The organism is Wenjunlia tyrosinilytica (assembly GCF_014646055.1).
Taxonomy (GTDB): domain Bacteria; phylum Actinomycetota; class Actinomycetes; order Streptomycetales; family Streptomycetaceae; genus Wenjunlia; species Wenjunlia tyrosinilytica.
Window position 1 is genome coordinate 261,229 of sequence record NZ_BMMS01000001.1, and the last position, 25,383, is coordinate 286,611.

Annotated in this window: 27 protein-coding genes, 1 tRNA gene and 1 pseudogene; 17 read left to right on the top strand and 12 right to left on the bottom strand. The window is 71.7% G+C overall.

What is annotated here, in order from left to right:
- Window positions 1-46: 46 nt before the first annotated feature.
- The 8 genes from IEY86_RS01110 (at window position 47) to IEY86_RS01145 (ending at window position 6,214) form a co-directional block, all read left to right on the top strand.
- Window positions 47-688, top strand: coding sequence for an HAD family hydrolase (locus tag IEY86_RS01110; RefSeq protein ID WP_189129520.1), 642 nt, complete (start codon window positions 47-49; stop codon window positions 686-688).
- A gap of 68 nt (window positions 689-756) precedes the next feature.
- A complete protein-coding gene (locus IEY86_RS01115) occupies window positions 757-1,185 on the top strand; it encodes a hypothetical protein (RefSeq protein ID WP_189129521.1) in 429 nt (142 codons plus the stop codon).
- A gap of 222 nt (window positions 1,186-1,407) precedes the next feature.
- Complete coding sequence (locus tag IEY86_RS01120; protein WP_189129522.1) at window positions 1,408-1,809, top strand: DUF4234 domain-containing protein; 402 nt, start codon at window positions 1,408-1,410, stop codon at window positions 1,807-1,809.
- Window positions 1,810-1,925: 116 nt separating this feature from the next.
- Window positions 1,926-3,230, top strand: a complete 1,305-nt coding sequence (locus tag IEY86_RS01125; protein ID WP_189129523.1) for a DUF6745 domain-containing protein — start codon at window positions 1,926-1,928, stop codon at window positions 3,228-3,230.
- 24 nt (window positions 3,231-3,254) lie between these two features.
- Entirely contained in the window at window positions 3,255-3,677 is a 423-nt protein-coding gene (locus IEY86_RS01130; RefSeq protein ID WP_189129524.1) for a DUF8820 family protein, read from the top strand.
- Window positions 3,678-3,706: 29 nt separating this feature from the next.
- Window positions 3,707-4,258, top strand: coding sequence for a hypothetical protein (locus IEY86_RS01135; RefSeq protein ID WP_189129525.1), 552 nt, complete (start codon window positions 3,707-3,709; stop codon window positions 4,256-4,258).
- A 474-nt stretch (window positions 4,259-4,732) separates the two neighbouring features.
- On the top strand, window positions 4,733-5,467 hold the full coding sequence (locus tag IEY86_RS01140; protein ID WP_189129526.1) for an RICIN domain-containing protein: 735 nt from the start codon (window positions 4,733-4,735) through the stop codon (window positions 5,465-5,467).
- Window positions 5,468-5,623: 156 nt separating this feature from the next.
- Window positions 5,624-6,214 (top strand): HD domain-containing protein, encoded by a 591-nt coding sequence (locus tag IEY86_RS01145; protein WP_373286933.1) that lies wholly within the window; start codon window positions 5,624-5,626, stop codon window positions 6,212-6,214.
- On the opposite strand, the gene IEY86_RS01150 is transcribed toward IEY86_RS01145, so the two are convergent.
- Entirely contained in the window at window positions 6,176-6,409 is a 234-nt protein-coding gene (locus tag IEY86_RS01150; RefSeq protein WP_189129527.1) for a poly-gamma-glutamate hydrolase family protein, read from the bottom strand. The two genes, IEY86_RS01145 and IEY86_RS01150, sit on opposite strands and share 39 nt — an antisense overlap.
- Before the next feature lie 553 nt (window positions 6,410-6,962).
- Between IEY86_RS01150 and IEY86_RS01155 the strand changes: the two genes are divergently transcribed.
- Complete coding sequence (locus tag IEY86_RS01155) at window positions 6,963-7,121, top strand: hypothetical protein (RefSeq protein ID WP_189129528.1); 159 nt, start codon at window positions 6,963-6,965, stop codon at window positions 7,119-7,121.
- A 53-nt stretch (window positions 7,122-7,174) separates the two neighbouring features.
- Here IEY86_RS01155 and IEY86_RS01160 read toward each other — a convergent pair.
- Window positions 7,175-7,246 (bottom strand) — tRNA-Val (locus IEY86_RS01160).
- Between the two features lie 197 nt (window positions 7,247-7,443).
- On the opposite strand from IEY86_RS01160, the gene IEY86_RS01165 reads away from it, so the two are divergent.
- The 5 genes from IEY86_RS01165 (at window position 7,444) to IEY86_RS01185 (ending at window position 12,158) form a co-directional block, all read left to right on the top strand.
- A complete protein-coding gene (locus IEY86_RS01165) occupies window positions 7,444-8,211 on the top strand; it encodes a DUF4097 family beta strand repeat-containing protein (protein ID WP_229698064.1) in 768 nt (255 codons plus the stop codon).
- A gap of 210 nt (window positions 8,212-8,421) precedes the next feature.
- Entirely contained in the window at window positions 8,422-9,792 is a 1,371-nt protein-coding gene (locus IEY86_RS01170) for a lysozyme family protein (RefSeq protein ID WP_373286934.1), read from the top strand.
- A 297-nt stretch (window positions 9,793-10,089) separates the two neighbouring features.
- Window positions 10,090-10,320, top strand: coding sequence for an FmdB family zinc ribbon protein (locus IEY86_RS01175; RefSeq protein WP_189129530.1), 231 nt, complete (start codon window positions 10,090-10,092; stop codon window positions 10,318-10,320).
- Between the two features lie 73 nt (window positions 10,321-10,393).
- A complete protein-coding gene (locus IEY86_RS01180; protein ID WP_189129531.1) occupies window positions 10,394-10,969 on the top strand; it encodes a DUF4383 domain-containing protein in 576 nt (191 codons plus the stop codon).
- Between the two features lie 148 nt (window positions 10,970-11,117).
- A complete protein-coding gene (locus IEY86_RS01185; protein ID WP_189129532.1) occupies window positions 11,118-12,158 on the top strand; it encodes a SpoIIE family protein phosphatase in 1,041 nt (346 codons plus the stop codon).
- On the opposite strand, the gene IEY86_RS01190 is transcribed toward IEY86_RS01185, so the two are convergent.
- A complete protein-coding gene (locus tag IEY86_RS01190; RefSeq protein WP_189129533.1) occupies window positions 12,144-12,821 on the bottom strand; it encodes an O-methyltransferase in 678 nt (225 codons plus the stop codon). The two genes, IEY86_RS01185 and IEY86_RS01190, sit on opposite strands and share 15 nt — an antisense overlap.
- Before the next feature lie 49 nt (window positions 12,822-12,870).
- Here IEY86_RS01190 and IEY86_RS01195 point away from each other — a divergent pair, with 49 nt between their 5' ends.
- Complete coding sequence (locus tag IEY86_RS01195; protein ID WP_189129534.1) at window positions 12,871-13,497, top strand: nucleoside/nucleotide kinase family protein; 627 nt, start codon at window positions 12,871-12,873, stop codon at window positions 13,495-13,497.
- 104 nt (window positions 13,498-13,601) lie between these two features.
- Here IEY86_RS01195 and IEY86_RS01200 read toward each other — a convergent pair whose 3' ends face one another.
- From IEY86_RS01200 to IEY86_RS01210, 3 genes are all read right to left on the bottom strand, one after another.
- Window positions 13,602-14,435, bottom strand: a complete 834-nt coding sequence (locus IEY86_RS01200; RefSeq protein ID WP_373286942.1) for an HAD family hydrolase — start codon at window positions 14,433-14,435, stop codon at window positions 13,602-13,604.
- A 56-nt stretch (window positions 14,436-14,491) separates the two neighbouring features.
- Window positions 14,492-16,909 carry a phosphoribosyltransferase gene (locus IEY86_RS01205; RefSeq protein ID WP_189129535.1) on the bottom strand — a complete coding sequence of 806 codons (2,418 nt, stop codon included), beginning with the start codon at window positions 16,907-16,909 and terminating at the stop codon, window positions 14,492-14,494.
- Window positions 16,910-16,994: 85 nt separating this feature from the next.
- Window positions 16,995-18,173 carry an HpcH/HpaI aldolase/citrate lyase family protein gene (locus IEY86_RS01210; protein WP_189129536.1) on the bottom strand — a complete coding sequence of 393 codons (1,179 nt, stop codon included), beginning with the start codon at window positions 18,171-18,173 and terminating at the stop codon, window positions 16,995-16,997.
- Window positions 18,174-18,355: 182 nt separating this feature from the next.
- On the opposite strand from IEY86_RS01210, the gene IEY86_RS01215 reads away from it, so the two are divergent.
- Window positions 18,356-19,528 carry a TerD family protein gene (locus tag IEY86_RS01215; protein ID WP_189129537.1) on the top strand — a complete coding sequence of 391 codons (1,173 nt, stop codon included), beginning with the start codon at window positions 18,356-18,358 and terminating at the stop codon, window positions 19,526-19,528.
- A 19-nt stretch (window positions 19,529-19,547) separates the two neighbouring features.
- On the opposite strand, the gene IEY86_RS01220 is transcribed toward IEY86_RS01215, so the two are convergent.
- From IEY86_RS01220 to tdh, 5 genes and pseudogenes are all read right to left on the bottom strand, one after another.
- Window positions 19,548-19,895 (bottom strand): DUF202 domain-containing protein, encoded by a 348-nt coding sequence (locus IEY86_RS01220; RefSeq protein ID WP_189129538.1) that lies wholly within the window; start codon window positions 19,893-19,895, stop codon window positions 19,548-19,550.
- Window positions 19,895-20,278 (bottom strand): YidH family protein, encoded by a 384-nt coding sequence (locus tag IEY86_RS01225; protein ID WP_189129539.1) that lies wholly within the window; start codon window positions 20,276-20,278, stop codon window positions 19,895-19,897. The genes IEY86_RS01220 and IEY86_RS01225 overlap by 1 nt, the downstream gene beginning before the upstream one ends.
- A gap of 18 nt (window positions 20,279-20,296) precedes the next feature.
- Window positions 20,297-20,791 (bottom strand): ATP-binding protein, encoded by a 495-nt coding sequence (locus IEY86_RS01230; protein WP_189129540.1) that lies wholly within the window; start codon window positions 20,789-20,791, stop codon window positions 20,297-20,299.
- A gap of 315 nt (window positions 20,792-21,106) precedes the next feature.
- Window positions 21,107-22,294: a glycine C-acetyltransferase gene (locus tag IEY86_RS01235; protein ID WP_189129541.1), complete on the bottom strand. Its 1,188-nt coding sequence runs from the start codon at window positions 22,292-22,294 to the stop codon at window positions 21,107-21,109.
- Between the two features lie 130 nt (window positions 22,295-22,424).
- Window positions 22,425-23,447 (bottom strand): annotated as a pseudogene (gene tdh / locus IEY86_RS01240) (L-threonine 3-dehydrogenase); the annotation flags it as partial.
- A gap of 97 nt (window positions 23,448-23,544) precedes the next feature.
- Between tdh and IEY86_RS01245 the strand changes: the two are divergent.
- The gene (locus tag IEY86_RS01245; RefSeq protein ID WP_189129543.1) at window positions 23,545-24,459 is read left to right on the top strand and encodes a LysR family transcriptional regulator; all 915 of its coding nucleotides are present in this window, start codon (window positions 23,545-23,547) and stop codon (window positions 24,457-24,459) included.
- 110 nt (window positions 24,460-24,569) lie between these two features.
- Here the strand turns inward: IEY86_RS01245 and IEY86_RS01250 are convergent, their stop codons facing one another.
- Entirely contained in the window at window positions 24,570-25,292 is a 723-nt protein-coding gene (locus IEY86_RS01250) for a TerD family protein (RefSeq protein ID WP_189129731.1), read from the bottom strand.
- Window positions 25,293-25,383 lie beyond the last annotated feature (91 nt).

Sequence of the window (25,383 nt, forward strand, 5' to 3'; positions counted from 1 at the left end):
GCGCTACCGGTGCGACGCTGCCGGTGTCACGGCTTAGGATTTCCCCGTGATCCGAGCTGTGGTGTTCGACGTCGGTGCGACGCTCGTTCGCGAGGACCGGTACTGGAACGCCTGGGCCGACTGGGTGGATGTCCCCCGCCACACCCTGTCCGCGCTCGTGGGCGCGGTCGTCGCCCTCGGCATGGACGACGCCGAGGCCCTGCGGATGCTCAAGCCGGGCATCGACATCACGGCCGAACGAGCGGCCATGGAGGCCGCGGGCGAGGGCGAACGGCTGGACGACACCGACCTCTACCAGGACGTCCGCCGGGGGCTCAGGGCCCTGAGTGAAGCGGGAATGCGCGTCTACGTCGCCGGAAACCAGACCGCCCGAGCCGCCGGACTCCTGCGCGCCCTCGACCTGCCCGTCAACGGGGTGGCGACCTCCGGGGAGTGGGGCGTCGCCAAGCCCCAGCCGGCGTTCTTCGAACGGGTGCTCGACATGACGGGCACGGCCGCCCACGAGACCGTGTACGTGGGCGACTTCCCGGACAACGATGTGATCCCCGCCAAGGCCCTGGGCCTTCAGGCCTGCCATCTGCGGCGAGGGCCGTGGGGGCACCTGTGGGCGAACGAGCCCGCGACCCTGGCCGCCGCCGACTGGCGCGTCGACTCACTCCTCGACCTGCCCGCGCTGCTGGCACCGTAGGGCACCGACTCCGTCACAGTGCTGCCACATCGGGGCAACGCACCGTGATCGTTCGCGATCATGGCGGTATGCGCACACGCCCTCTCCCCGCCGCCACGGCGGCCGTCGCGGTCGTCCTGTTCACCCTTGCCCTCACCGCTTGCGGCTCGGACTCCGGTACCGCCCCGCGTTCCGGGAGCACTTCCCGTCAAACCCCGGCAACCGACAGCCAGTCGGCCACACCGGACGGCAACTCCTTCGCGGCGCCGAGGCCGAACGCCGCGCAGAGCCGGAAGCTGCTGGACCGGTTGAGGGCGATCGACCCGGCTCTGGCCGATCAGGGGCGCACCGCGGTCCAGCACAGCGTGGTCACCTGTGAGGCCCTGGCGAACGGGGTCCCCCGTGCCGAGGTCGTCAAGCAGGCGGGGAAGGAGTTCGGAGGCGGGAACAAGGCGGTGGACACTGCCGAGGCGAACCGGATCGTGACCGCCGTCCAGAAGACCTTCTGTACGGCATGACCGCCCATGGCCGACCTCCTTCCGGCTCCTTCCGGCTCCTTCCGGCTCCTTCCGGCGCGCGCGTTGCGGCCGGTCGTGGTGGACTGGACGTGTGGGAGTCCGGACCCCACCCGCCGATGAGTTCCGTCCGGAGCCGCAGCGGCTCCGTGGGGCTCCCCGCGAGGCACTGCCCGGCGACGACCGGACGCAGAGACCCACACCCATCGGACCGGGAGGTGCTCCATGACCGGCCGCGCAGGTAAGACCCGCAACATCTTTCTGGTCTGGCTGATCTGGCCGCTGATCACCTTGGGGATCTACCACTTCGTTTGGTACTACAAGGTGAACCGTGAGGCGAAGGACCTCGATCCGCGGATCGAGGTCAACCCCGCGATGACCGTGGTGGCCATCACCCTCGGCTGGCTGTTGATCATCCCGCCGTTCGTATCGGTGTACAACACCGGTGAACGCATCGCCAGGATGCAGCGCTCGGCCGGACTGGCGCCCACCTGCAACCCGTGGATCGGCCTCATCCTCATGTTCGTGGCCGGGCTGCACCCGCTGTACTACCAGAACGAGTTGAACCAGATCTGGGCGCACTACGGCTACCCCGAAGAGGGGCAGCAGGTGACGCTTGCCGCCTGACGGATCGGCACCGCGTCAGCCCCCCGTCGGCCCCTGGGCCACCCGACCGGACACCGAACCGGTGGTGGGAGCAACATCAGCCGGTGCAAGATGGCTCCAGGCACGGGGGTGACATCATGGGCGAGCGCAGGCCGATCACGGCGCTGACGGCGGAGCAGGAGAGCGCCGTACGCGAGGTGGGCGAGGAGTGGGCGGCCGTCGGTCTGGCCACCGGGCCCGGCGACCGGGCGGCCGCGGAGAACGCGGTCCGTGCCGCCTATCTGGCCGTCGGACTTCCACCCCCGCGGTTCATCGTCCGGCTCGGTTCCCCCTGGGCCGGCCAGCTCGGGCAGTCGATCCTTCCCAAGGTCATCGCTTCGGTCGTGGGGAGCCGGTACTCCCGCGTGCGCGCACGACTCCGCAGACGCGAGCAGGGGCACATCGCGAATGAGCGGGGCTTCCAGGCGTTCCTCTCCGCCGATGTCTTTCCCTGGATCTCGACCCAGGTGAGCGATGAGGTGGACCAGCGGGTGATGGCTCTGTTGCGCGAACGGCTGGGCCCGCAGATTGCCTGGCACAGCCTCGTGGGGGCTCATGTGCGCGACCATGCGCAGGCGCAGCGAGAGGGGACCGTGGCCGACACGGACGACCCATGGGCGCACACCCAGGTGCAGGCCAGGGTCGACCGCACGGTGGTGCCGCGGGTGCAGGCGGAGTTGACCGCTCAGGTGGCCGCCCAGGCCGGCGTCCCCGCACCACCCGAGAGGCCGACGTTCCGACCGCCGCCCCGCTGGTGGCGCTCACAGCCCCGCGGCATGTTCGGGATGAACCCCTACGCGTTCACGGCCGCGATGGAGCGCATCGGGGTCACCGGCCTCGACGTTCACCACGAGCAGCGGATCGCCCGGAACGGGAGCTGGTGGTGGGCCTTTCGCGACTACGCGGTCCTCACCGCGCGCCCCGACGTCCTCCGGCTGGACGCGCAAGGCCGGGTCCACTGCGCCGACGGACCGGCGGCGGTGTGGCCCGACGGCTGGACGATGCACGCGTGGCACGGCACCAGGGTTCCCGCCGAGCTGATCGAGGTCGGCTGGGACACCACACGGACTCTGCGGGAGCGCAACGCCGAGGTGCGCCGATGCGCCATAGAACGGATGGGCTGGCCGGAGTTCATCGCCGCCGCCGGGCTTCGGCAGGTGGGCCGCAGCGAGCCCGACCCCGGCAATCCGGGCTGCCGACTGAGCCTTTACGACCTGCCCACCCGTATCTACAACGTCCCCGTGCGGGTCCTGCTGTGCACCAACGCCTCACCGGAGCGCGACGGCACCCGCCGCCAATACGGGCTCACCGTGCCCGCCGACACCCCCGACCCCACGACGGCGGCGGCCGGCCTCCTCGGCCTCACCCGCGAGCAGTACCTCACCCTCACCCGTGCCACTTGAGTGCCATACGAAGCGGAGAACCACATGGCCCAGCACCCCACCCTCGGACACGTCACCGCCCTCGCCGGGGTCGACGTCCTCGAACACCTCGACCGGCAGGCCACCATCCCCGTCTCCTCGGGTCTGCAGCGCCAGGGCGACGTGGGCCTGATCCCCGTGGCACTCATCGGGTATGACGCACCGAAGGGCGGCGAGCAGGTCCCCGCCGCCGGGGTCCCCCTGGTGTCCTCCGTCGACGGCCACACCCACCTCCTCGTGGCCGAGGGCCCGGTCACCTGGACCCCGATCGAGAGCGACGGCCCGGACGTGGGTTGCTTCACCGTCCACGAGAACGCAACCGCGTACGTCCTCCACCCCGAGCACGGCGCCATGGGCCACGCCCCGGGCACCTACCTGGTCCGCCGCCAGACCGAACAGGCCGACGACCAGCGCCTGGTGACGGACTGACCGACCGGCCGGACATCCTTGGGGGGCATGTGGGACTCGGCGACCAGCTACCCACGCTGGTGGGCGTGGTCGTGGGTGGGGCGATGTCCTACCTCGTGGGAACGCTCACCGAACGGAGCCGGTGGCGCCGGGAACAGGCCGCCCGCTGGGACGGGCGCCTCCTCGAGGCGTACAGCGACTACGCCGACGCGGTGAAGGAGTGCGTCACCTACTACCAGCGCCTCGCCGCCCACCGCGGCCTCTCGAACCACCCGGCGCCGCTCCAACCCACCGAGGAGACCTCGGAGAGGGCCGCGGCCGCCGAAGCACGCCGATCGGCGATGGTGGAGCCCCTCAGCCTCCTCACCAACGCCGAGACCGCGCAGGCGGTCCGCGAGGTCAACCAGTGCGTCTGGCACCTGGAATGGCTGGCACGCGGCCGGAAGGCAGGAGACGCCGCGGCCTGGGAAGAGGCCTTCGGCGCCTATAGAACAGCCCGAGCGGAGTTCTACCGACAGGCCCGCAGAAGCCTGAACATTCCGGAGATGGCCGGCTTGCCGGACTCCCAATGGCCCCCGCGGTGGCGGACGAACGACCGCTGACCAACGTCAAACCCCGTTCGGTGGAGCGGTGCAGGATGCCGGGGCCGGTGCCGGGGCCGGTGCCGGGGCCGCCCCGACCGACATTGGCCTGCCTGGTCAGGTGAGGTGCGTGATGACAGGGTGTCCGCCGCCGACCGGGTGACAGGTCCCTACCGGCACCTCCGGTTGCGGGCCGGATGGCGGGCATCGATAGTGGGAGAGGCAAGTCAGGCCGGCCGCAAGAGCAGGAGTCCCGGAAGGGGAGCCCACTCCACTTCGCCGTCGAGGCAGCGGACCTGGCCGCGGGGCCGGTCCGGACTGGGGAGGCTCTGCGCCCCCTTCCCCCGACGGCCGCCGCCCCCACGTCACCCACCAACGCCCAGACGCACCGTGCCGTGATCGGCACCGGCAGCACGCGCGAAGGGGCGCAAGGCCCCTTTCTGACCACCCTCCTTATCTGGCCACCCTCGCAGAATCAAGAGAGGAAGCACTCCTATGCGCAAGAACACTTGGGCACGTCGTCTCCTGACGTCCTCGGCGGTTTTTGTCGCCGGGGGCGCCATGCTGCCGGCACCTGCGTTCGCGCAGACGTCGACGCACAGCACGGCAACGACCGGTACGGCCGCGCACATCGCCTCGGCACGGCAGGTGGGGTCCGGCTTCCAGGTCATCAACGTGCAGACCGGCAAGTGCGCGACCGTCGCCGGGGGCGTCAGCACCGCCAACAACGTCGGGCTGGTCCAATTCACCTGCGACACGCATCCCTCGCGCCGCTGGAGGATCGCCAACTCGAACGGCAGCTCCTTCCAGCTCCTCAACGTGCAGACCGGCAAGTGCGCGACCGTCGCCGGAGGGGTGAGCACCGCCAACAACGTCGAACTCGTCCAATTCACCTGCGACACACACCCCTCACGCCGCTGGAGACTCGCCAACTGGGACGGCAGCTCGTTCCAGCTCGTCAACGTCGAGACCGGCAAATGCGCGACCGTCGCCGGAGGGGTGAGCACCGCCAACAACGTCGAACTCGTCCAATTCACCTGCGACACACACCCCTCACGCCGCTGGAGACTCGCCAACTGGGACGGCAGCTCGTTCCAGCTCGTCAACGTCGAGACCGGCAAATGCGCGACCGTCGCCGGAGGGGTGAGCACCGCCAACAACGTCGAACTCGTCCAATTCACCTGCGACACACACCCCTCACGCCGCTGGAGCCTGCGGCTGGCGGGATAACCGCACCAATCACGACCGCATCCCCACCCCACCAGGGCCGGGGATGCGGCCCCCACGTTCAGTCCGCAGCGCCGAGGTCGTCGCGGCTCAGGCGCGGCGGGAGCTCGACGGCATCCGGTACGCCATCCAGCTCGCCGACGTGTGACGAAAGGGCCGATGGTGGGTGACGACCTGACCGAGGTGGCGCGGTTCCTGTTCGAGACGGGCACGCTCAAGCAGGCCCGGCGTACCGGCTGGTGGATGGCCGGGGTACGTGATCCGGAGAGCGTGGCCGAGCATGCGTGGCGCACGTCGCTGCTGGCGTCGGTCATCGCCCAGCTGGAGGGCGCGGACCCGGCACGGGCCGCACTTCTGGCGGTGTGGCACGACTCGCACGAGTCCCGGACGGGGGATGTGAACCACCTGTCGAAGAAGTACGCCCCGACCGCGGACCCCGAGGCGGTCACGGCGGACCAGGTGGCCGGGATGCCGGAGGTGCTGGCTCGAGCGGTGCGCGGGATCGTTGCCGAATATGAGGCGAAGGAGTCGCCGGAGGCGGTGTGCGCGCGGGACGCGGACAAGCTGGAGTGCTTGTTGCAGGGGATCGAGTACCGGTCCCAGGGCTATGAGGGTGCACAGCGGTGGATCGACAACAGCCGCAGGCGCATTGCCACGAAGACGGGGCAGCGCCTGGCAGATGCGCTGCTCGCCATGGAGCCGCTGGATTGGCTACGTACCGCCATGGGCGAGAAGCCCGTCGAAGGGTGATACGGCGAAGGCGCCCCCGCGTCCTGAAGGACAGCGGGGGCGCGTTCGGAGGCTGACCATCGAGTAGTAGGACTGCCCGGCCGCGGTGGCCACGGCCTGGGCGATCTCGCTGGTGCCGCCTTCCAGGCTGCCGCCGTGGATGGCGATGTGGCACACGGCCGACAGGGTGCCGGTCAGGTGGAGGCGGTAGTCCATGCCAAGGTGGTGGCGGCGGCCAGGTCCGCCCATCGGGCGTAGGTGCCGACCACTGGTGCTGGCCCCTACTGGTTCCGTGTCAGGCGGAAGGCCTGGGCGGCGAAGCAGACCTGCGCCCAGGTCACCGTGAACCATGCGCTCGCGCTGCTGTCGATGATCCTGACCGGCGCGGCTGATGCCGGCTACCTCCTCGCGAACCCGATGTACGGGCGCCTACGGCGGACCGACCGCGTGTCGCATGACGCCGGTCGTCACCGCAAGGAGGGGTCCGAGGAGGTGTGGGCGCGGCCCGCCGAGGTCTATGGCATCCATCAGCGGCTCGGCGGCGTGGCCGGGCTGATGGTGGTCACGGCCGCCTACACCGGCCTGCGGTGGGGCCTCTCCCACCAGCAGCTCCCGTCTGCGGCTGATGGCCGGTCGGCGCGCGCCGCGTCGCGCGGGCATGCGCCGCTGGAGGCGTGGGAGCCGATCCCGCCCGGGGTGACGATGCGCGGGATGAGGCACACGAACTCGACATGGAAGCGCGCTGCGGTTCGAGACGATGGGCTGGGCGGTGAAGGACATCGAGGGCGTGTACGAGCACGTGACACCGCAGATGCGCCAAGTCCGCCTGGCTGCTCTCGAGAAGCGGTGGACGCGCGCCAGCCGGGCGCGCCTGCGGGTGGCCGGGTGGCGCCGGAAGAAGTTGATCTCCCGTTTCGCTCCCAGTTGATCCGCAAACCCCCGAAGCGATCTTACTCCGGGGGTTTTGCCTGGTCAGGTGGGTGGGCACAGACGGATTCGAACCGCCGACATCTGCTTTGTAAGAGCAGCGCTCTACCGCTGAGCTATGCGCCCGCTGCGCCTCGGGGGCGCTGCGTGAGTGGACAGGTTACATCGTCCGGGGCGGGGCAGCCCGTCCGGCGGGCAGGGGGGAAACCCCACCACAGGTCAGGGGGTGGTCCGGATCGAGGTCCAGGGCCGGGCTGCGTAGGTTCATGAGGGTAGTCGGGAACGGCGTTTCCCGCCCAGATTCCACCACCGGAGGCACTCTCGTGGCCACGCCCAGGCATCTCATCCGCACGCTCCTCGGCGCAGGCGGCGCGCTGCTCGTGCTGACCGCCGTGACCGGGTGCAGTGACGCAAGTGACGACGGCAAGCCCGAGAAGCGGGGGTTCGCCCTGTCGGGGAAGGTCCTCACCGTCGACGCCGACGACAGCGATGTGGTGATCAAGCCCGCGGACGTGGGGAAGGTCGAGGTCACCCGGTGGTTCGACGCCTGGTCGGTGCTCGGGAGTACGCCCAAGGCGAAGTGGTCGATGAAGGGGAGCACACTGCGCCTGGACGTCGACTGCGGGCCGGCCGTGGTGCAGAACTGCGACGCCAGGCATGAGGTGCTGGTGCCGCGCGGGGTGGCGGTCACGGTCAGGGGGGACAACGGGAAGGTGACCGCCTCGGGGTTCGACACGCCGCTCAAGATCACGGCGGACAACGGCGAGGTCATAGTCCGGGGCGCCTCGGGCAAGCTCACCCTGACCAGCGACAACGGGGAGGTCCGGGCGAGTGGGATCCGCTCCTCCCATGTGTCGGCGGGGTCGGACAACGGCGAGGTGGACCTGAGGTTCGCGAAGGTCCCCGACAGCGTCCGGGCGAATTCGGACAATGGGGAGGTGACCATGGCGCTGCCCGACGCCGAGTACAAGGTCAGCACCCGGGCGCGCGACGGCGACGTGCACATGGGGATAGCCAGGGACGACACGAGCAAGCACGTCATCAGCGCCGAGTCCGACAACGGCGAGATCACCCTCCGGAAGGCGGGCTGATCAGTGCGCCGACCCGTGGCCTGACCTGCGGACCCTGGGTGCGGGGCACCATGCGGGGCGCCCCGCGGGCGGTCTCGCACGCCGACAAGGCAGCCGCTCCCATGGAACCGGGGCGGTGGCGCGGAGCGTTCTTACGTTGACCGGTGGCTCTCGAAGGGGGGCCAGGTGGGAGGATGAATCCGGGACAGCGGCGCGACGCGGGAGAGGGATGTGACGGCGAACCACACGCCAGTACGTCGAGGGACCACCGACGCACTCGGGGTGCTGCTGTCCGGGCCGCTGCTGGCGGGCGCCGCGCTGATCGCCGTCGCCCGTGCGGCCCTTCCCGCCTCCCACACCGGCGGCGGGACGAGGTCGTGGTGGCGGCGCGGTGACAACCTCCGCGCCGACGCCCAGGCCGCCAAGGACGCCGCCGCACAGGCGTTCTACGAGCTCGACACCGCGCAGCGCGATCTGAAGATCTCGATAGAGACCATCGGCGCCGTCGACAACTCCCCTCCGGCCCAGCGCGCCGCAGCCGACTTCGCCGCGTTCTCGCAGCGCATCGACGAGGCCAGCCACGCCTACATCACCGCTGTGGACGCCTATGACCTCGACCACGACGAGCTCGACTCCGGCACGGCCTCCCGGGCACGCAATGAACTGGGCAGGGCACGGGACGAGTTGATCCGGGTGAAGGCCGATCTGGAGCGGTTCGGGGAGAGCCTGGGACCGCTGCTGTCGAAGGCGGAGACCCAGCTCGCCCGGGTCGCCCCCGCTGTCGAGCAGGCCAGACAGGGGCTACTGCGGGCCACCACCGCGCTGGACGCCGTCCGCGAGGCCGGGCTGAAGGCCGACGACCTCGCCGCCCGCCTCGCGGCGCTCGCACCCGAGCTGACCAGGCTCAACCAGGGCGCCGGCGTCCACGGCGTGCAGGAGACCCTGCGCCGCGCCGACGAGGTCCGGGCCAAGGCGGAGGAGATCCGCGCCCAGGCAGCGGGGCTGCCCGCGCGCGCCGAGGAGATCGACCACCGGCTGGTCTCGCTGCGCACCCGCGTGGACGCGATCGCCAACCGCGTCGGCACCGTCGAGCCGGTCCTCAGCGAGCTGCGGCGCCGTTTCTCGGCCGCCTGCTGGCAGGATCTCCAGCAGGTGCCGACGCAAGCGCAGCAGGCGGTGGAGCAGGCACGCACCAAGCTCACGGAGGCCGGGAAGGCACGGGAGGAGCAGCGGTGGCCGGACGCGACCTCGCGTCTGAGCACCGTTCGCGCCCTGCTGAACGACGCCGAGGCCGGGATCTCCGCGGCGGCCAAGCGGCTGCAGTCGCTCAATGAGGTGGCGAGGGATCCCAAGGCGGAGATCGAGCGGACCCGGTTCGCGCTGCGCGACGCCCAGAGGCTGGCGATGGCGGGGCGTTCCACGCCGGATCCCAAGCACGCCCGGCCGCTGGACGACGCGGTGTCGCGGATCGACCGGGCGGTGGCCGCTCTGGACGGGCGGCACCCTGACTACTGGCACTTCCTGACCGAGATGGCGGCGGTGCGCGAGACGGCCGGCCGGGTCGTCGCGGTGATCAGGGAGGAACGCGCCGCCGGACAGTGACAGCAACCGGACAGTGACAAGGGCAGGACTGCGACAGCTGCCCGACGGGGATGGCCGCGGACGGTGCCTTCCCCCTGGGCGGCGACGGTCGCGGAACGGCCGCAGAGTCCCGAGACGGCGCCGCGGTCCCGTGGCGCCACGCTCCGAGACGGCGCCGCGGTCCCGTGGCGCCACGCTCCGAGACGGCGCCGCGGTCCCCGTGGCGCCACGCTCCGGGATCGCCTCATCCGCCGGGCGGCGGGAAGCGGTGCGCGCTCACAGGGCGACCGCGGCGGGCCGCCTGGCTACGCTAGGGGCATGCCTCGCTACGAGTACCGCTGCAAGACGTGCGGCGCCACGTTCGAAATGCGCCGCCCCATGTCCCAGTCGAACGCACCCGCTCCCTGCCCCGAGGGCCACGGCGACACCGTGAAGCTGCTGTCCACGGTGGCCGTCACCGGCACCGCGAGCGCCTCGGCGCGCCCGGCACCGCAGAGCGGCGGCGGGGGCGGAGGCGGCGGCTGCTGCGGAGGAGGCTGCTGCGGCTGAGTTGTCCGGGGGCCCGTAGGGGCGGATCCTGGACTCCTGGGCCTGTCCCCTCACGGACGAAGGAGGCCGGGCGATGAAGGGCATCAAGGTTCAGACCCGAAGGCTCGAGGAAGAGCTGCCCGTGGACCACAGGCTCAGCCAGGTCTACCGCGTGGGCGCCGGCCTCATGGGACTGGTCCTGGTGACGTTCGGGATTCTGGGCTTCACCAACAACATCCCCTTCCTGAGCACGCACGGGGACACCGTCGCGGGACTGAACACCAATGGCGCGCTCAGCACCCTGTCGGTGGTCGTGGGGGCGCTGTTGCTCGTGGGGATGGTCATCGGGGGGAACACCGCCTCGACGCTGAACATGGTCCTCGGCATCCTGTTCATCGTCAGCGGCTTCGTGAACCTGGCGCTGCTGGACACCGGGAACAACTTCCTGGCCTTCCACATGTCCAATGTGATCTTCAGCTTCCTGGTGGGGCTGATGCTCATGGTCTTCGGCATGTACGGACGGGTCAGTACGACGCTGCCGCACAACAATCCCTACTGGCGCCAGCGCCACCCGGAGCAGGCCGCGCGCGAGGCCGAGGCGGCGCGGGCGATCGCCGCCGGGAGGCAGCGGCACCCGCTCCCCCGGCGCGGGGTCCCCGGAACCGGCTGAGAACCCCGCTGAGAACGCCGCTGAGAGACCGGTTGAGCCACCGGCCGGCGGACGGCGCGCCCGGTCGGGCGACCGGGACTGAGCCGGGGACGACCACGGGTAGGACTTACCGGGTGACCACGGGCACGGCGGCGGAGGGGGCGCTTGTATGACGGACCCGGTCCTGTCCGTGGAGGACGTCGCCTGGTACAGCGACGACGGCCCGGGGATGCCCGCGGCCGTGCGGGAGACCGCGGTGCGCCTGGCCGGCGGCTGCGGGTTCGCCGCCGAGCGCGTCGCCGACATCGCCATCGCCGCCACCGAGGTCGCCGAGCATGTGCGCCTGCACGCCGACGAGGGCCGGGTGCTGCTGAGAACGGTGCTGCGCGGCGGCATGGCCGGGCTGGAACTCGTGACGGTCGACCAGGGCCCCGGCATGCGCGACGTCTCCGCTCCCCGTCGCCGCAAGGACATGCTCGGGCTGGCGGCGGTCGAGGCGGTCGGCACGCTGGGGATAGGGCTGGGGGCGGTGGAACGGCTGGCGGACGCGTTCGATGTCCACTCCGTGCCCGGGCGCGGCACGGTCCTCACGGTCCACTTCTGGGCCTCGGGTCCCCCGTCCGACCGCCTGTGGTGCGTCGGCGGCATCACCCGCCCCATGCACGGCGAGACGGTGTGCGGTGACCGCTGGGCGGCGAGGGAGAGCGGCGGGTACCTGATGGTGATGCTCTGCGACGGCCAGGGCCATGGGGCGGCCGCCGCGGCCGCGTCCCGTGCGGCCGTGGCGGCGTTCAACGACGAGTGCGACACCGAGCCCGACGCGGTGATGGCCCGCCTGGACGCCGCTCTGCGCGACACCCGGGGAGGCGCCGTCTGCGTGGTGCGGATCGACTCGATCGAGGGCCGGGCGATGGTCTGCGGGGTCGGCGACATCGCCGGCGCCCTCGTCTCGGAGACCTCGCGGATCGGCCTGGCCGGGTCTCCGGGCGTCGTCGGCCGCCGGATCGGGGAGCCGCGCACCTACCAGTACCCGCTGCGCCGCTTCCGGGCGCTGGTGCTGCACACCAACGGCGTCACCAACCGCTGGCGCGTCGACGCGATGCCCGGCCTGCTCTCGCGCACCCCGCTGGTGATCGCGGGGCAGTTGCTGCGCGAGGCGGGTGTGCAGCGCGCCGACGCGGCCGTCGTGGTGGTCTCACAGGCCTGGTGAGACGGTCTCCGCTTCGTCCCGGCGCCGGGCGATGGTGACCCCGTCGGCGATGGGCAGGAGGATCGAGTCCATCCGGGGGTCGGCCTTCACATGATCGTTGAACGCCCGGATGGCCTGGGCGTTCTCGTATATGCCGGAGTCGGCCACGTCCCCGTGGTACAGCACATTGTCCGCGACGATCAGCCCGCCGGGCCGGACCCTGGGCACGAGCTCCTCCCAGTACGTGATGTAGCCGGGCTTGTCCGCGTCCACGAACGCCAGGTCGATCCAGGGCTCGGCAGGGAGTCGGCGCAACGTTTCCGCGGCCGGGCCGATCCGCAGCTCCACGCGGTCCGCGACCCCCGCCCGCTCCCACGCCTCGCGGGCGATCGACGTCCACTCCTGCGAGACGTCCAGCGCCAGCAGGCGCCCGTCCTTGGGCAGGGCCTTCGCCATCGACAGCGAGGAGAACCCGGTGAAGGTCCCGATCTCCACGACCTGCCTGGCGCCCACAAGCCGCACCAGGAAGGCCAGCAACGGGGCCTGCTCGGGGGCGATCTGCATCATCGCGATGCCGCCGAGGCTGTGGGTGCGTTCGATCAGGCCGGTCTGCACCTCGTCCAGCGGAGGGTTGTGGTCGAGCACGTACCGGTACAGCTCGGGGGTCATCACCAGGTGTTTCATCACTGCCCACGGCTCCTCTCGAAGGGCGCCCCACCGTAGGGTGGCCTTCATGTCCGACGCGCTGATCGACGATGCCGTGACCCTCGCGGACTCCGGGGACGCGCGCAAGCTGCTCGGCCTGGCGGGTGCCCCGGCGGCGGGGAAGTCCACCCTGGCGAGGCGGCTCGTCGACGGCGTCAATCGTCGGCTCGGCCCCTATACCGCCGCCTATGTGCCGCTGGACGGGTTCCATCTGTCCAACGCCCGGTTGGAGCGGCTGGGACTGCGCCATCGTAAGGGCGCACCCGAGACGTTCGACGTGTTCGGCTATCTCTCTCTTCTGCGTCGTCTGCTGTCCGAGACCGAGTACCCCGTCCACGCCCCGGATTTCGACCGAATCGTCGACGAACCGGTGGCGGCCTCGCTCGTGGTCCCGCCGCGGACCCGGCTCGTGGTCACGGAGGGCAACTACCTCGCCGACGACGCCCCGGGATGGCGCGAGGTGGGGGAACTGCTGGACGAGCTGTGGTTCGTCGAGGCGGCCGATTCCGTCCGCGAGGAACGGCTCCGGGAGCGCCACACCACCGGCGGTATGACCGAGGAGTCGGCGCTCGCGTTCATCGAGGCCAGCGAGCGGCCGAACGCGGAACGGGTGAAGCGGCAGCGCGCCCGCTGCACTCGGGTCGTCAGGGTCTGACGGCGTCCGGCTCCCGCCGCGGCGGCGCTGCCCGCTTCACAGCCGGTCGGCCGGCCGTGCGGGCGTGGGCGGAGTCGGACGGCATGTCGGACGGCCGAGGCAGCTCACCCCGTCACCGCCGCCAGCATGCGGCGCACGATCTCCTCGCCCGCCGCCGCCCCGACGGTCTCCAGCGCGATGACTCCCTCCGACGACCAGCCCGTCTCGGCGAGTTCGCCGTGGCCGGGGCGCCAGGCGAGGTCGGCGGCCCGCAGCAGGTCCCCGTCGAGGAAGGAATCGCCCGCGGACAGGATCCGGGTGGTGCCGGTGCGGCGCACGACCTCCTCCAAGGCGGCGCTCTTGGTCAGCGGCTTGGGCACCACGTAGACCTTGCGGCCCTGCAACGAGACCGTCCACCCGCGGTCGTCCGCCCAGGCGGTCAGCCCGGCGAGCCACGCGTCGGGCATCAGACGGCGCTCGACGACCAGATAGGCGAACAGGTCCTCCGCCACCCGGTCCTTCAGCAGCCAGGCCGGGTCCGCCTCGGCAGCGAGGTGGGCGCGGATCTCGGCGAGCGGGGCGCAGTCGTCGGCGAGGCGCTGCTGGACCAGGGCGCGCCAGTCGTGGTCGGTCTTGCCGTCGACGAGGATGTGGCCGCCGTTGGCGCAGATCGCGTACGGCGGGACCGGGCCGGGCAGATGGATGCGCCGGTACTGCTCTCGGGTGCGGGTGGTGGCGGGGACGAAGACGGCCGCCTCGGCGAGCTCACGGAGCATCTCGGCCGCGCGCTCGGTCATGAACGACAACGGCCTGTGCTCGTACACCTCCACGCACAGCAGGCGCGGGGCCTGCTCGTCCGGCACCTCGAGGGCGAGGGCGGCGCTGGAGTAGATGAGCGTGCGGTCCAGATCGCTGGCGACGAGGGTGCCGGTCGCTGCCGCCTCCTGCCCGGTCAACAGCGGGCCGGTCGTCGCCGACCCGGTCGTCACTGCGCCGGTCGGCTCTGGGCTGGTCGTCACTGGGCGCTGCCTCCGGCGGCCGTGCCCGAGGCACCCACGGCGCCTCGGGTGTACTTGGGGTGGATCAGGCCGACGCAGGAGTAGGGAAGGCCGTCGACCTCCTCGACGGGGACCGAGCGCTGCCGGGCGAGGAGCCTGACGTGGTCGAGGTCGGCTCCCGCGCCGCGCTTGGCCAGGATCCTCCAGGGGACCCGGCGCAGCAGGACGCGGGTGGTCTCGCCGACGCCGGGCTTGACGAGGTTGACGTCCCCGATGCCGTACTCCTCGCTGATGCGCTCGACGGCGGCCCAGCCCTCCCAGGTGGGGGCGCGGTCGTGGCCGGCGAGGGCCTCGACGTCCTCGGCGACGGCTTCGCGGACGGCGCCGAACCGCTCGGTGACGGTGTCGACGAAGAGGCCGGAGGCATCGGCGTCGGCGAGTTCACGGTAGAACTTCGCCCCGTGGAAGTCGTTCGGCCCCACGAGGTCGGCACGCAGCACCGTTCGCGAGACCAGGCCGGAGACGGTGGAGTTCAGGCACGCGGACGGGATCAGGAAGTCGTCCCGTGTGCCATAGGTGCGTACACAGCCGCCGGGGTCGGCGAGCACGGCGATCTCGGGGACGAAGCCCTCGAAGCCCGACAGGGCCTCGGCGAGCTCGCGGGTGATGGCGCCCTTGCCGGTCCAGCCGTCCACGAAGACCACGTCGGCGGGGTTGTGGCGGGCGGCGAGGTAGCGCATCGCGACCGTGTCGATGCCGCGGCCGCGCACGATGGAGACCGCGTAGTGCGGCAGGTCGATGCCGTGGACCTGCCGGGCCCAGCGGCGCATGAGCACCCCGACGGGCGTTCCGGCGCGGGCGAGCGAGGCCAGGACGGCGCCGCGGCCGCGTTCGGCCAGGACCGTGTCGGTCACCACTCCGACGGCGCGCGCGATCCGCTCGGCCGAGGACTCCAGCGCCGCCCTGAACAGCGCCTGGTACTCATCGCTGGGCTGGTATTCCACGGGCAGCGACTCGGCGTAGTGCGCGCCACCGCTCTGGATCGCCTCCTCGCGCTCCTCGGTGGGCGCTTCGAGGGCGACGTCGGAGAGGTCCTGCAGGAGCCAGGACACCTCGTCGTGCGCGTAGGAGCCGAACCCCGGACCGTGCAACGGGCTCGGCAGGGCGCGGGCGGGGAGGTAGGAGGGGACGACGGCCAGCACCACCCGGTCGGTGGTCCCGCGCAGCTTGTCGACGAGCCCGCCGGGCGTGTGCAGCGCCGGGGTGTCGGCGGCGGAGTCGACCACGAGGACGACCGCGTCGAAGCGGCGGCCGGGATCGTTCCCCGCGGCCACGTTGTAGGCGTAGCGGGGGCCCGGTCCGTCCACCGGGTCGTCGTGGGCTGGGAACGAGATCCGGGTCCTGATGGCGTATCCGGGCTCGTCCACGGCCAGGACCGGGGAGCGGGTGGTCGTGGAGAACAGCACCTCGCGGTCCTCGCCGAGGGCCTGCTCGAGCGCCAGGGCCAGCCGCAGCGGTGCGTACATCAGCTCCTCGAAGCCGAGGACGAGGATCCTGCGGGCTCCGTCGACGGACTCGGCGAGCTGCTTGGCCATGCCGGGCAGGGCGTCGTCGAGCGCCGCCCGGTGCTCGGGGGTGAAGCCGTGGCGGCCTCCGTCGGGCACCCCGGCCGGCCAGTCGAGGTCGATCTTCGCCGACGAGCCGCGGCCGCTGGGCGGGGTGTCGCCGCCGTCGTGCTCCGCGACGAGCGCCTGGCCGCGTTCGAGGATGCCCTCGGGGAGTTGAACGGTCCCGGTCACGGCCGCCACCACGTGCACCCGCACGCCCAGCCGTGCCGCGAACGCCTGGAGGTGCGCCCGGTGCTCCTCGGAGCGCATGTCGGCCAGCGCCACGATGACGTAGGTCCGACGCGGGGCACGGGCGTGCAGCGCCTCGATGGTGTTGAGGACGGTCCGGCCGGTGGAGAACTCGTCGTCCACCAGCACCAGCGGCCCGTCGCCCGCGAGCAGGAGCGGGTCCTCGGGCAGGAGCAGGTGCGAGGTGGCGTGCGAGTGCTCCTCCTCGAAGCCGCCCACCAGGTCGATGCCGGGAACGGGGCGACGGGTCGAGTGCAGGCAGGTGACGCCGCCGATGCCGTCGGCGACGCTGTGGCCGAGGCCGGTCGCGGTCTCGGCGTAGCCCAGGACGACGGCGCGGTCCGCCTGCTCGTCTCCGAGGAGTTCGCGGACCCGCTCGCCGAGCCGTGTCCCCGCGCCCAGCACGACCGAGGGGCGCTGGGGGACATGCTTGCCCAGGACCTGGGAGACGAGCAGATGCGCGCGCTTGGGGTTGCGGCGCAGGGCGAGGCCGAGGAGCGCGGGCACGCCCTCGCCGTGCAGGGCGAGGCCGAGACGCTGCGCGACCCACTGTCCTGACCAGGCGTTCTTGTCGGGCATGCGGTTCCTTCTGCTGGGGCTGCTGCGGTGCGGGCGGGGGGATGTCTGCGGGGCGCCTCGACGCGATGGGCGCGGGCGCCGGGGATCAGGACGGCAGGGAGGCGGTGAGCAGTTCCACGAAGGAGATGTCCTCGCGGGCCACGCCGAAGACCTCGGCCCGGCGCAGGGTCCGTTCGGCCCAGGCACGGTGGGGCTTGGCCTCGTTCATCTTGTTCGTATACGCCGAGCGCAGCACACCGCCGCCCGCCCTGTCGACCTGGAGGATGTCGAGGGCGTCCGTGTACTCCTCGTGCGTGACGACGGACAGCGCGTGCACGGGGGCCACGTGGGTGGGGTGGATGCAGGTCTTGCCGAGCAGTCCATTGGCCCGGTCGAGTTCGATCTCGCGCAGGAGGCCGTCCATGTCGTGCTCGATGAGCTGGGTGCGCAGCTTCTCCGCCCTGGGCGCGACCTGCAAGAACGGGGAGCGGCGCAGCTGTGGTTTGAACATCCGCTCGCCCGCCTTGAAGTACTCCCACACCGGTCCGGTGACGACGTAGCCGGTGCCGTCGGCGCGGCCGAGGACATTGACGACGTCGGCGATGGCGCAGGCCACGACGTGGACGTCGTACGCGGTCAGGTCCGGCGGGCGGCGCAGTCCGTAGGCGGAGCAGAAGTCGGTGACGCCGAGCCGCAGGACGAGGACCCGGTCGCGGTACTTGTCGACGACGCGGGAGATGCCCAGCAGGGTCTCGTGCCTGGTCTCGAGGTGGAGCAGCTGCGGGGACTCGAGGACCGGCATGGCGAAGAGGCGGTGGCCGCTGTCGGACTCGGCGGCGGTGAGCGCTTCGAGGAAGGGGCCGCCCGACTCCTCTGTGAACTTCGGAAGTACGAATCCGGACAAGAGGCGGACGGTGCCGCCGAGCCGGCGAACGAGGTCGGTGATCTGCTCGGGGGTGCGCACCCTGACGAAGATCAGCGGGAGGTCGGCACCGCGTTCGGCGAGGTCGGCGAGAAGGGCGAACTGGCGGACGAGGTTCTCCTCGGCCGCGGGCACTTCGCCGTCGGCTATGGAGTCCTCGAGGCACAGGACCATCGAGATGACCCCGCGGCCCGCGAGCTTCACGACGTCGTCCGCGAGCGCGGGGCGCGTCGCCGGGCTGTAGAGGGTCGCGCCCAGCGCGTAGGAGAGGGTCTCCGCGGACGCGTCCGCGTCGAAGCGCCGGGGCTGCTCGTGGAACAGCCCTGCGCGTACACCCTCCTCCAGGTGCCCGAAATGGCGCATATATCTCCCGCTCTTGAAGGGACCTTTACTGTCTACGTGGCCGATTATCGTACGTGCGCGGTCAGGCGTGGAGTTCCCAACTACGTGAAGACCACGAAACAACCACGTTTCCGCAAAGCAACCCGCTCTGCCACCGGCAGCCGCGTTGTCCCTCCCACCCCCGGGAGGGCAGGATTACAGCCATGACGCACGCGATGGTGAAGGGGTCGAACATCCCGCTCGAGGCATCCGCCGTGCGCGCGGTGCTGCGCTGGAGCGCGAGTGCGGGGGTGCCGGATCTCGATGCCTCGGCCCTCTTGCTCGGCCCCGACGGGCGCGTGCGTTCCGACCAGGACTTCGTGTTCTACAACCAGCCACGCCACCCCTCCGGGCTGGTGCGCCACCGGCCGAAGAAGCGTGTGCAGGGCGACATCACCGACACCGTCGAGGTCGACCTCGGCTCGTTGGACCAATCGGTGGACCGCGTGGTGATCGCCGCCTCCGTCGACGGAGGGGCGTTCTCCGCGGTCGGCGACCTGCGGGTGCTCATCTACGACATCGCGGAGGGGCCGGACGCCCAGGCGGTGGCCGAGTACATGGTCAACCCCGAGACGGGCGAAGAGTCCGCCATGAACTGCGGCGAGCTGTACCGGCGCCGCGACCAGTGGAAGTTCAGGGCAGTGGGGCAGGGCTACACCTCCGGGCTGATCGGCCTCGCCACCGACTTCGGGATCGCCGTGGACGACGGCGAGGGCGACGAGAACGGGGCACTCGCGGACGGCGGCCCTCCCGTGCCCTCGACGCAGCGGCAGAGCGCTCCGTCCACGCAGTCCCCGTCCCAGTCCCCGGCGCAGCCGGCGCCTTCGCAGCCGTCCCGGGCGCCTTCCCAGCCGTCCCCGTCACACTCGTCCCCGCCGCAACGGCGGCCCCAGGCGGCCCCGGAGCCCGCGCCCGCCCCGCCCACGGCCTCCCCCTCGGCCGCGCCCGCGGCGACCAGCGCGCCGCCGACTCCGCCCCCGCCGACGCTCCCGGCACCGGCCACCGCTCCCCTGGCTCCGGCGGCCACCGCCGAGCCGTCCACGCCTCCGCCTCCGGCCGCGCCCCCGCACCAGGGCTCCTACGGCTACCCGCAGCCGCAGCCCCCGGGCCGGCCCCCCGGCTCCTACGGCTACCCGCCCCAGCAGGGCTCCTACGGGTATCCGAACCAGCGCCCCCAGCAGCCGCACCAGGGCTATGGCTACCCCCAGCCGCAGCCCCAGGCGGGCTATCCCCCGCCGCGGCCCCAGCCGCACGGAGCGGCCCAGCCGCCCAACGGCGAGTTCAAGCTGCCCCCGCAGGGCCCGCAGTTCCAGCCGGACCGGTCGCACAGGCGCTGAGCCCGTCGAGCGGCCCCGGTCAGCGAGGCGCCGGGCCGAGCAGCACCGCGCCCAGCGCGAGCAGGCCAGGAACGACAGCCAGCAGCCCCATCAGGCGCATCAGTGGGGGGTCGGTGATGGGGCGGCCCTCGCTGAGCGAGCGGTAGACACGGCGGTACCGGTGCGCCCCGCACAGATGGAACGCGAGCGCGCACATCAGCACGACCAGCCCCGGCAGAGCGCCGGACGCCCCATGTCCCGCGAAGCCGCCCGCGTGGAGCAGGAGCAAGCCGTTGACCGCCACGGCGAAGGCGGTGCGCGACCAGGCCAGCCGGGTGCGCTCGGCCTGAAGTCCGCTGTCGGCGACGGTCGTGTGCGGCTCGGGCATCACGTCACCCGGTCGAGCAGGACCACGAGGACCAGGGCCCCCACCGCGACGGCGGTGATGCCGTAGGCCAGCAGGGGGATCTGGGGGGTGCGCGGCAGCGTCCGCTTCATCCGCATGGCCCGCTCGTTGCGGCGCCATCTGCGGTGGCTCATCGCGGCGAGGGCCGTGCCCAGGAGGATGAGCACGACGGCGGGCACCAGCCGTTCATGGCGGGAGCCGACGTTCGGGGCGAACTGCATGAGCGCGATACCGCCCGCCAGCAGGGCCAGGGCGGTCCTTATCCAGGCCAGGAAGGTGCGCTCGTTCGCCAGGGAGAAGCGGTAGTCCGGGTCCTCGCCCTCGTCCTCGAACTGGGTGCGGGACGGGTCGAGCGGCCTTCTCATGCCTTCATCGTAGGCGGGTCAGCCGCACAGCTCGAACCAGACCGCCTTGCCGCCCGGCTCGGGCTCGACGCCCCAGCGGTCGGCCAGCCCGTCCACGAGGGCGATGCCGCGGCCGCCCTCGTCGTCGATGTCCGCGCGCACCAGCCGGGGCGGCCGGGGGTTCTCGTCGGCGACCATGGCCCGCAGCCCGCCGGGCAGCCGCTCGAGGGTGAGCGTGAGCGGGCCGTCGGTGTGCCGCAGCGCGTTGGAGACGAGTTCGCTGACGAGAAGCTCCGCTGTCGGCACCAGGTGCTCCAGCCCCCAGGCGGTGAGGGTCTCGCGAAGCTCCTTGCGGGCCTTGCGGCATGAGCCGAGGGTGCGGGGGAGGGTCCAGGGGCCGGCGGTGCGGACGGCGCGGACCGGGGAGGGCGCACGGGCACCGGCGGGCGCCTGCCGCCGACTGGGCAGGGGCAATCGGGCAGGCGCGTCGGAGGCCCCCTCCTCGGAGGACCGCGCTGCAGGCGGGTGGTGCATGGACTCTCCACTACGGCCCGGCAGCCCACACCTGGGAAGGGAGGCTGCGAGTGGCGTCGGGCGGCGGGCACCTCGACGCTGAGCACCCGGGCCTGGCTGCCGACCGCCGCATCGCGCTCCCCCCTCTGGAGCATGATCGCAGTCGGGTTTACCGACGCGTTAGACCATAATTCGGCTTTACATGTAAGTAAAGAAGACTCCATGGACCGGAATCCTGACCGAAATGGGCGGCCACCCGCGCGGTCGCCCCGCTCATCGCCCCGGCCGCCCGGCTGATCGCCTCGGGGTCCCGCCGCACTCGCTCTGGAGCAGGGCTCAGCCGACGAGTTCCTCGCGGACCTCGCGGAAGGCCTGGACGGTCCGCAGCACATCGTCCTTGGAGTGGGCGGCGGACAGCTGCACCCGGATCCGGGCCTTGCCCCTGGGCACCACGGGGTACGAGAACGCGATCACGTAGATCCCCTTGTCCAGCAGGGCCGCCGCCATCCGTGCGGCGAGGGCGGCGTCACCGACCATGACCGGAGTGATCGGGTGCTCGCCCGGCAGGATGTCGAACCCGGCCGCGGCCATTTCCGAGCGGAACAGCGCCGTGTTCTCCCGCAGCCGTGTCCGGCGGTCCCCGGACTCGGCCAGCAGGTCGAGGATCCGCAGCGAGGCTCCGACGATGGCCGGGGCGAGGGAGTTGGAGAACAGGTACGGGCGCGAACGCTGGCGCAGCAGCTCCACGATCTCGGCGCGGGCGGCCACGTAGCCGCCGCTGGCCCCGCCGAGGGCCTTGCCGAGGGTGCCTGTGACGATGTCCACACGCTCGGTCACGCCGAACAGCTCGGGCGTGCCGCGGCCTTCCGCGCCGACGAAGCCGACGGCGTGCGAGTCGTCCACCATGACCAGCGCGTCGTACCGCTCGGCCAGGTCGCAGATCTTGTCCAGGGGCGCGATGTAGCCGTCCATGGAGAACACACCGTCGGTGACGACCAGCTTGTGGCGGGCGCCCGAGGCGGCCGCCTCCTTCAGGCAGCGCTCGAGGTCGGCCATGTCCCGGTTCTTGTAGCGGAACCGGGCGGCCTTCGACAGGCGGATGCCGTCGATGATGCTGGCGTGGTTGAGCTCGTCGGAGATGATCGCGTCGGCGTCGGAGAGCAGGGTCTCGAAGACACCGCCGTTGGCGTCGAAGCAGGAGCTGTAGAGGATGGTGTCCTCGGTGCCGAGGAAGGCGGAGATGCGGCTCTCCAGCTTCTTGTGCGGCTCCTGGGTGCCGCAGATGAAGCGGACGGAGGCCATGCCGAAGCCCCAGTCGTCCAGGGCCTGCTTGGCTGCGGCGACGACCTCGGGGTGGTCGGCGAGGTCGAGGTAGTTGTTGGAGCAGAAGTTGACGACCTCGTCGCCGCCGACCGTGATGCTCGCGGACTGCGGGCTGGAGATCACACGTTCGGACTTGTGCAGCCCGGCGGCGCGGATCTCGTCGAGTTGGTCGCGCAGGTCCTGGCGCATGGTGTCGAACACGGGTCTGCCTCTCGTTTCTGGCTGCGTCGTCGGCGTGTGCGGGTCTCGGGCGAGGGCGATGGGCTCAGACGGCCGTCGGCGCGGCAGTCGGCACGGCTTCGGCGGCCGGCACAGCTTCGGCAGTCGGCCGGGTCCAGTCGATGACGACCTTTCCGCACCGGCCGGAGCGGGCGGCGGCGAATGCCTCGGTGTGCTGCTCGTAGCCGAACCTGTGAGTGATCACCGGGCCGATGTCCAGTCCTGCCCGCAGGAGGACCGACATCGCGTACCACGTCTCGTACATCTCACGGCCGTAGATCCCACGCAGGGTGAGCATGCGGGTGACGACCGTGGCCATGTCGAGCGGCACATCGCCCGTCGGCAGGCCGAGGACCGCGATGCGGCCGCCCGGGCGCATGGTGGCGACCATCTCCTGGAGGGCGTCGGCCCGGCCGGACATCTCCATGCCGACGTCGAAGCCCTCGCTCATGCCGAGTTCGGGCATGACATCGGCGATGGGCTCCTTGCTCACGTCGAGGGCGACGGTGGCGCCGACCTTGCGGGCGAGCTCCAGCCGGTACTCGCTGACGTCGGTGATCACGACGCTGCGGGCGCCCGCGTGGCGGGCGATGGCCGCGGCCATGATGCCGATGGGCCCCGCGCCGGTGATCAGCACATCCTCGTTGAGCACGGGGAAGGCCAGGGCGGTGTGCACGGCGTTGCCGAACGGGTCGAAGATCGCCGCGACGTCCAGGTCGATCTCGTGCCGGTGGACCCACACATTGGACTCGGGCAGCACCACGTACTCGGCGAAGGCGCCGTCGGTGTGCACGCCGAGGCCGATCGTGCGGATGCACAGGTGGCGGCGGCCGGCCATGCAGTTGCGGCAGGTGCCGCAGACGAGGTGGCCCTCACCGCTGACGGTGTCGCCGGGGCGCACGTCCTTCACACCCGGCCCGGTCCCGACGACCTCGCCGACGAACTCGTGGCCGAGCACCAGGGGTGCGCGGACGACCCGGGAAGCCCAGTCGTCCCAGCTGTCGATGTGCAGGTCGGTGCCGCAGATCCCGGTGCGCAGCACCTTGATCAGCACCTGCCCGGCGCCCGCCTTCGGGGTCGGCACGTCGGTCAGTTCCAGACCCGGTCCCGCGGTGGTCTTCACCAAAGCCCTCATGGCGAACACTGTGGTGGGCCACTCCCTGTGAAGTCCATCGCCATTTTTCCAGGGGGCCTGTGAAGCTGAGCTTCACAGAGCGTGCGAGACTGCCCCCGTGATCGATCCTCGAAGGCTCCGGGTGCTGCGGGCGCTGGCCGACCACGGCACCGTGACGGCCGCGGCGCAGTCCCTCTACCTGTCCCCGTCGGCCGCCTCCCAGCAACTGGCCGCGCTGGAGACGGAGGTGGGGCAGGCGCTGCTGGAGCGGCGCGGGCGGGCCGTGCGGCTGACCGCGGCCGGGACGGTGCTCGCCGAGCACGCCAGGGCCATCGCCGTCCAGCTCGAGCGGGCCCAGGCCGATGTCGCCGCCTGCGCCGCGGGATCCACCGGTGACGTGGCGATCGCCGCGTTCGCCACCGCGATCACCGAGGTGGTGGCGCCCAGCGTGGCGCGGTTGCGCGAGCGGGCGCCCGGCGTGAGGGTGCGCGTGAAGGACGCCGAGGGGCACACCAGCCGGCGGCTCCTCATCGACGGCGAGGTCGATGTGGCGGTGGCCGTCGAGCACCGGGACACCATCGGGGGCAGGGATGACGAGCGGGTGCTGCGCGAGCCCCTGTACGCCGAGCCGTTCGATGTCGTGCTGCCGCCCGGTCACCGCCTCGAGCACACCGCCGAGGTGCCGCTGTCGCAGTTGCGCACGGACCCGTGGATCACCCCGTGGCCCGGCAACCCCATCCATGACGTCGTCCTGCTCGCGTGCGAGCAGGCCCGCTTCCAGCCCCGCGTGGACAGCCTCTCGGACGACTTCCGGGCCGTCTGCGCCCTGGTGGCGGTGGGAGCCGGGGTGGCGTTGGTGCCCCGGTCGGCGCTGCGCGGCATCGACCTGGCGGGCGCCGGGGTGCGGCCGGTCAGCGGCCCCCGGCCCACCCGGAGGGTCTTCGCGGCCGTGCGGCGCGGCAGCGAGCGCCACCCGCTGCTGGAGCTGACGCTGGGGGCGCTGCGCGATCAGGCCGAAGGGCTCAGCGCCTGAACCCCGCGCCCCGGCTCAGCGGCGGCACGGAGCCCCGGCGGTACGGCCCCGGCAGCGCGGCCCCAGCGGTACGGACTCGGCGGTACGGGCTCGGCAGTACTACGGCCTCGTCACGTCTTGCTCTTGTAGCCGCGTGCCCATTGCAGCCCCCAGCCGTAGAGGCGGTCGAGCTCGGCCTGGAAGCCGTAGACGTACTTCACCTCGCGGCGCACCATCAGATTGCCCTTGCGGTTCTCTATCAGCAGGACCGCGCAGGAACGGGCCTGCGGCGCCCGTTCGTCCAGCTCGATCTCGATGCGCGGCCCGGTGTTGGGGAAGAGCGTGACCACGGCGTGCGTGCGGTCGAACGCCGGTGTGCCGTCGTAGATGTAGACGAAGATCAGCAGGCGCTTGATCTCGTCCTTCTTGTCGAGGTTGACGTAGATCGTCTCACCGGAGGGGCTGCCGAACCGGTCGTCGCCGCTGGTCTCGACGTACGGCGGCTTGTGCAGGTCGCCGAAGAAGTTGCCGAGCGGCTGCACCACGCCCTTGGTGCCGTCCGCGAGCTCGTACATGCACGCGAGGTCGAGGTCGACATTGACCATGGCCGGCCCCTGCGCCTGCACCACCTGCGGTTTGAGGACGCTCAGCGGGTTGCGCAGCAGGCTGCCGGCGCTGCGGCCCGGGGTGAAGTCGGCGGCCCGCATGGACCAGGCGAGGTTGACGCGCAGGTTGCCCGTGGCCGCCCCCTGCTCGGTGAGGGAGATCAGCGGTGTCCGCTTGGTCAGCGTGACCTTGTAGGGGCTGCCGCTGTCGACACTGGCCATCCTGCCCGGCCGCAAGAAGTCCCACATGACGTTCCTGTCCCCCTCCATGCCCATGGACCTGCTGCGACACCGCCGCGGGGCGGCCCCGGGGCTGTCCCCGGTGACCGCCCCGCAAGGA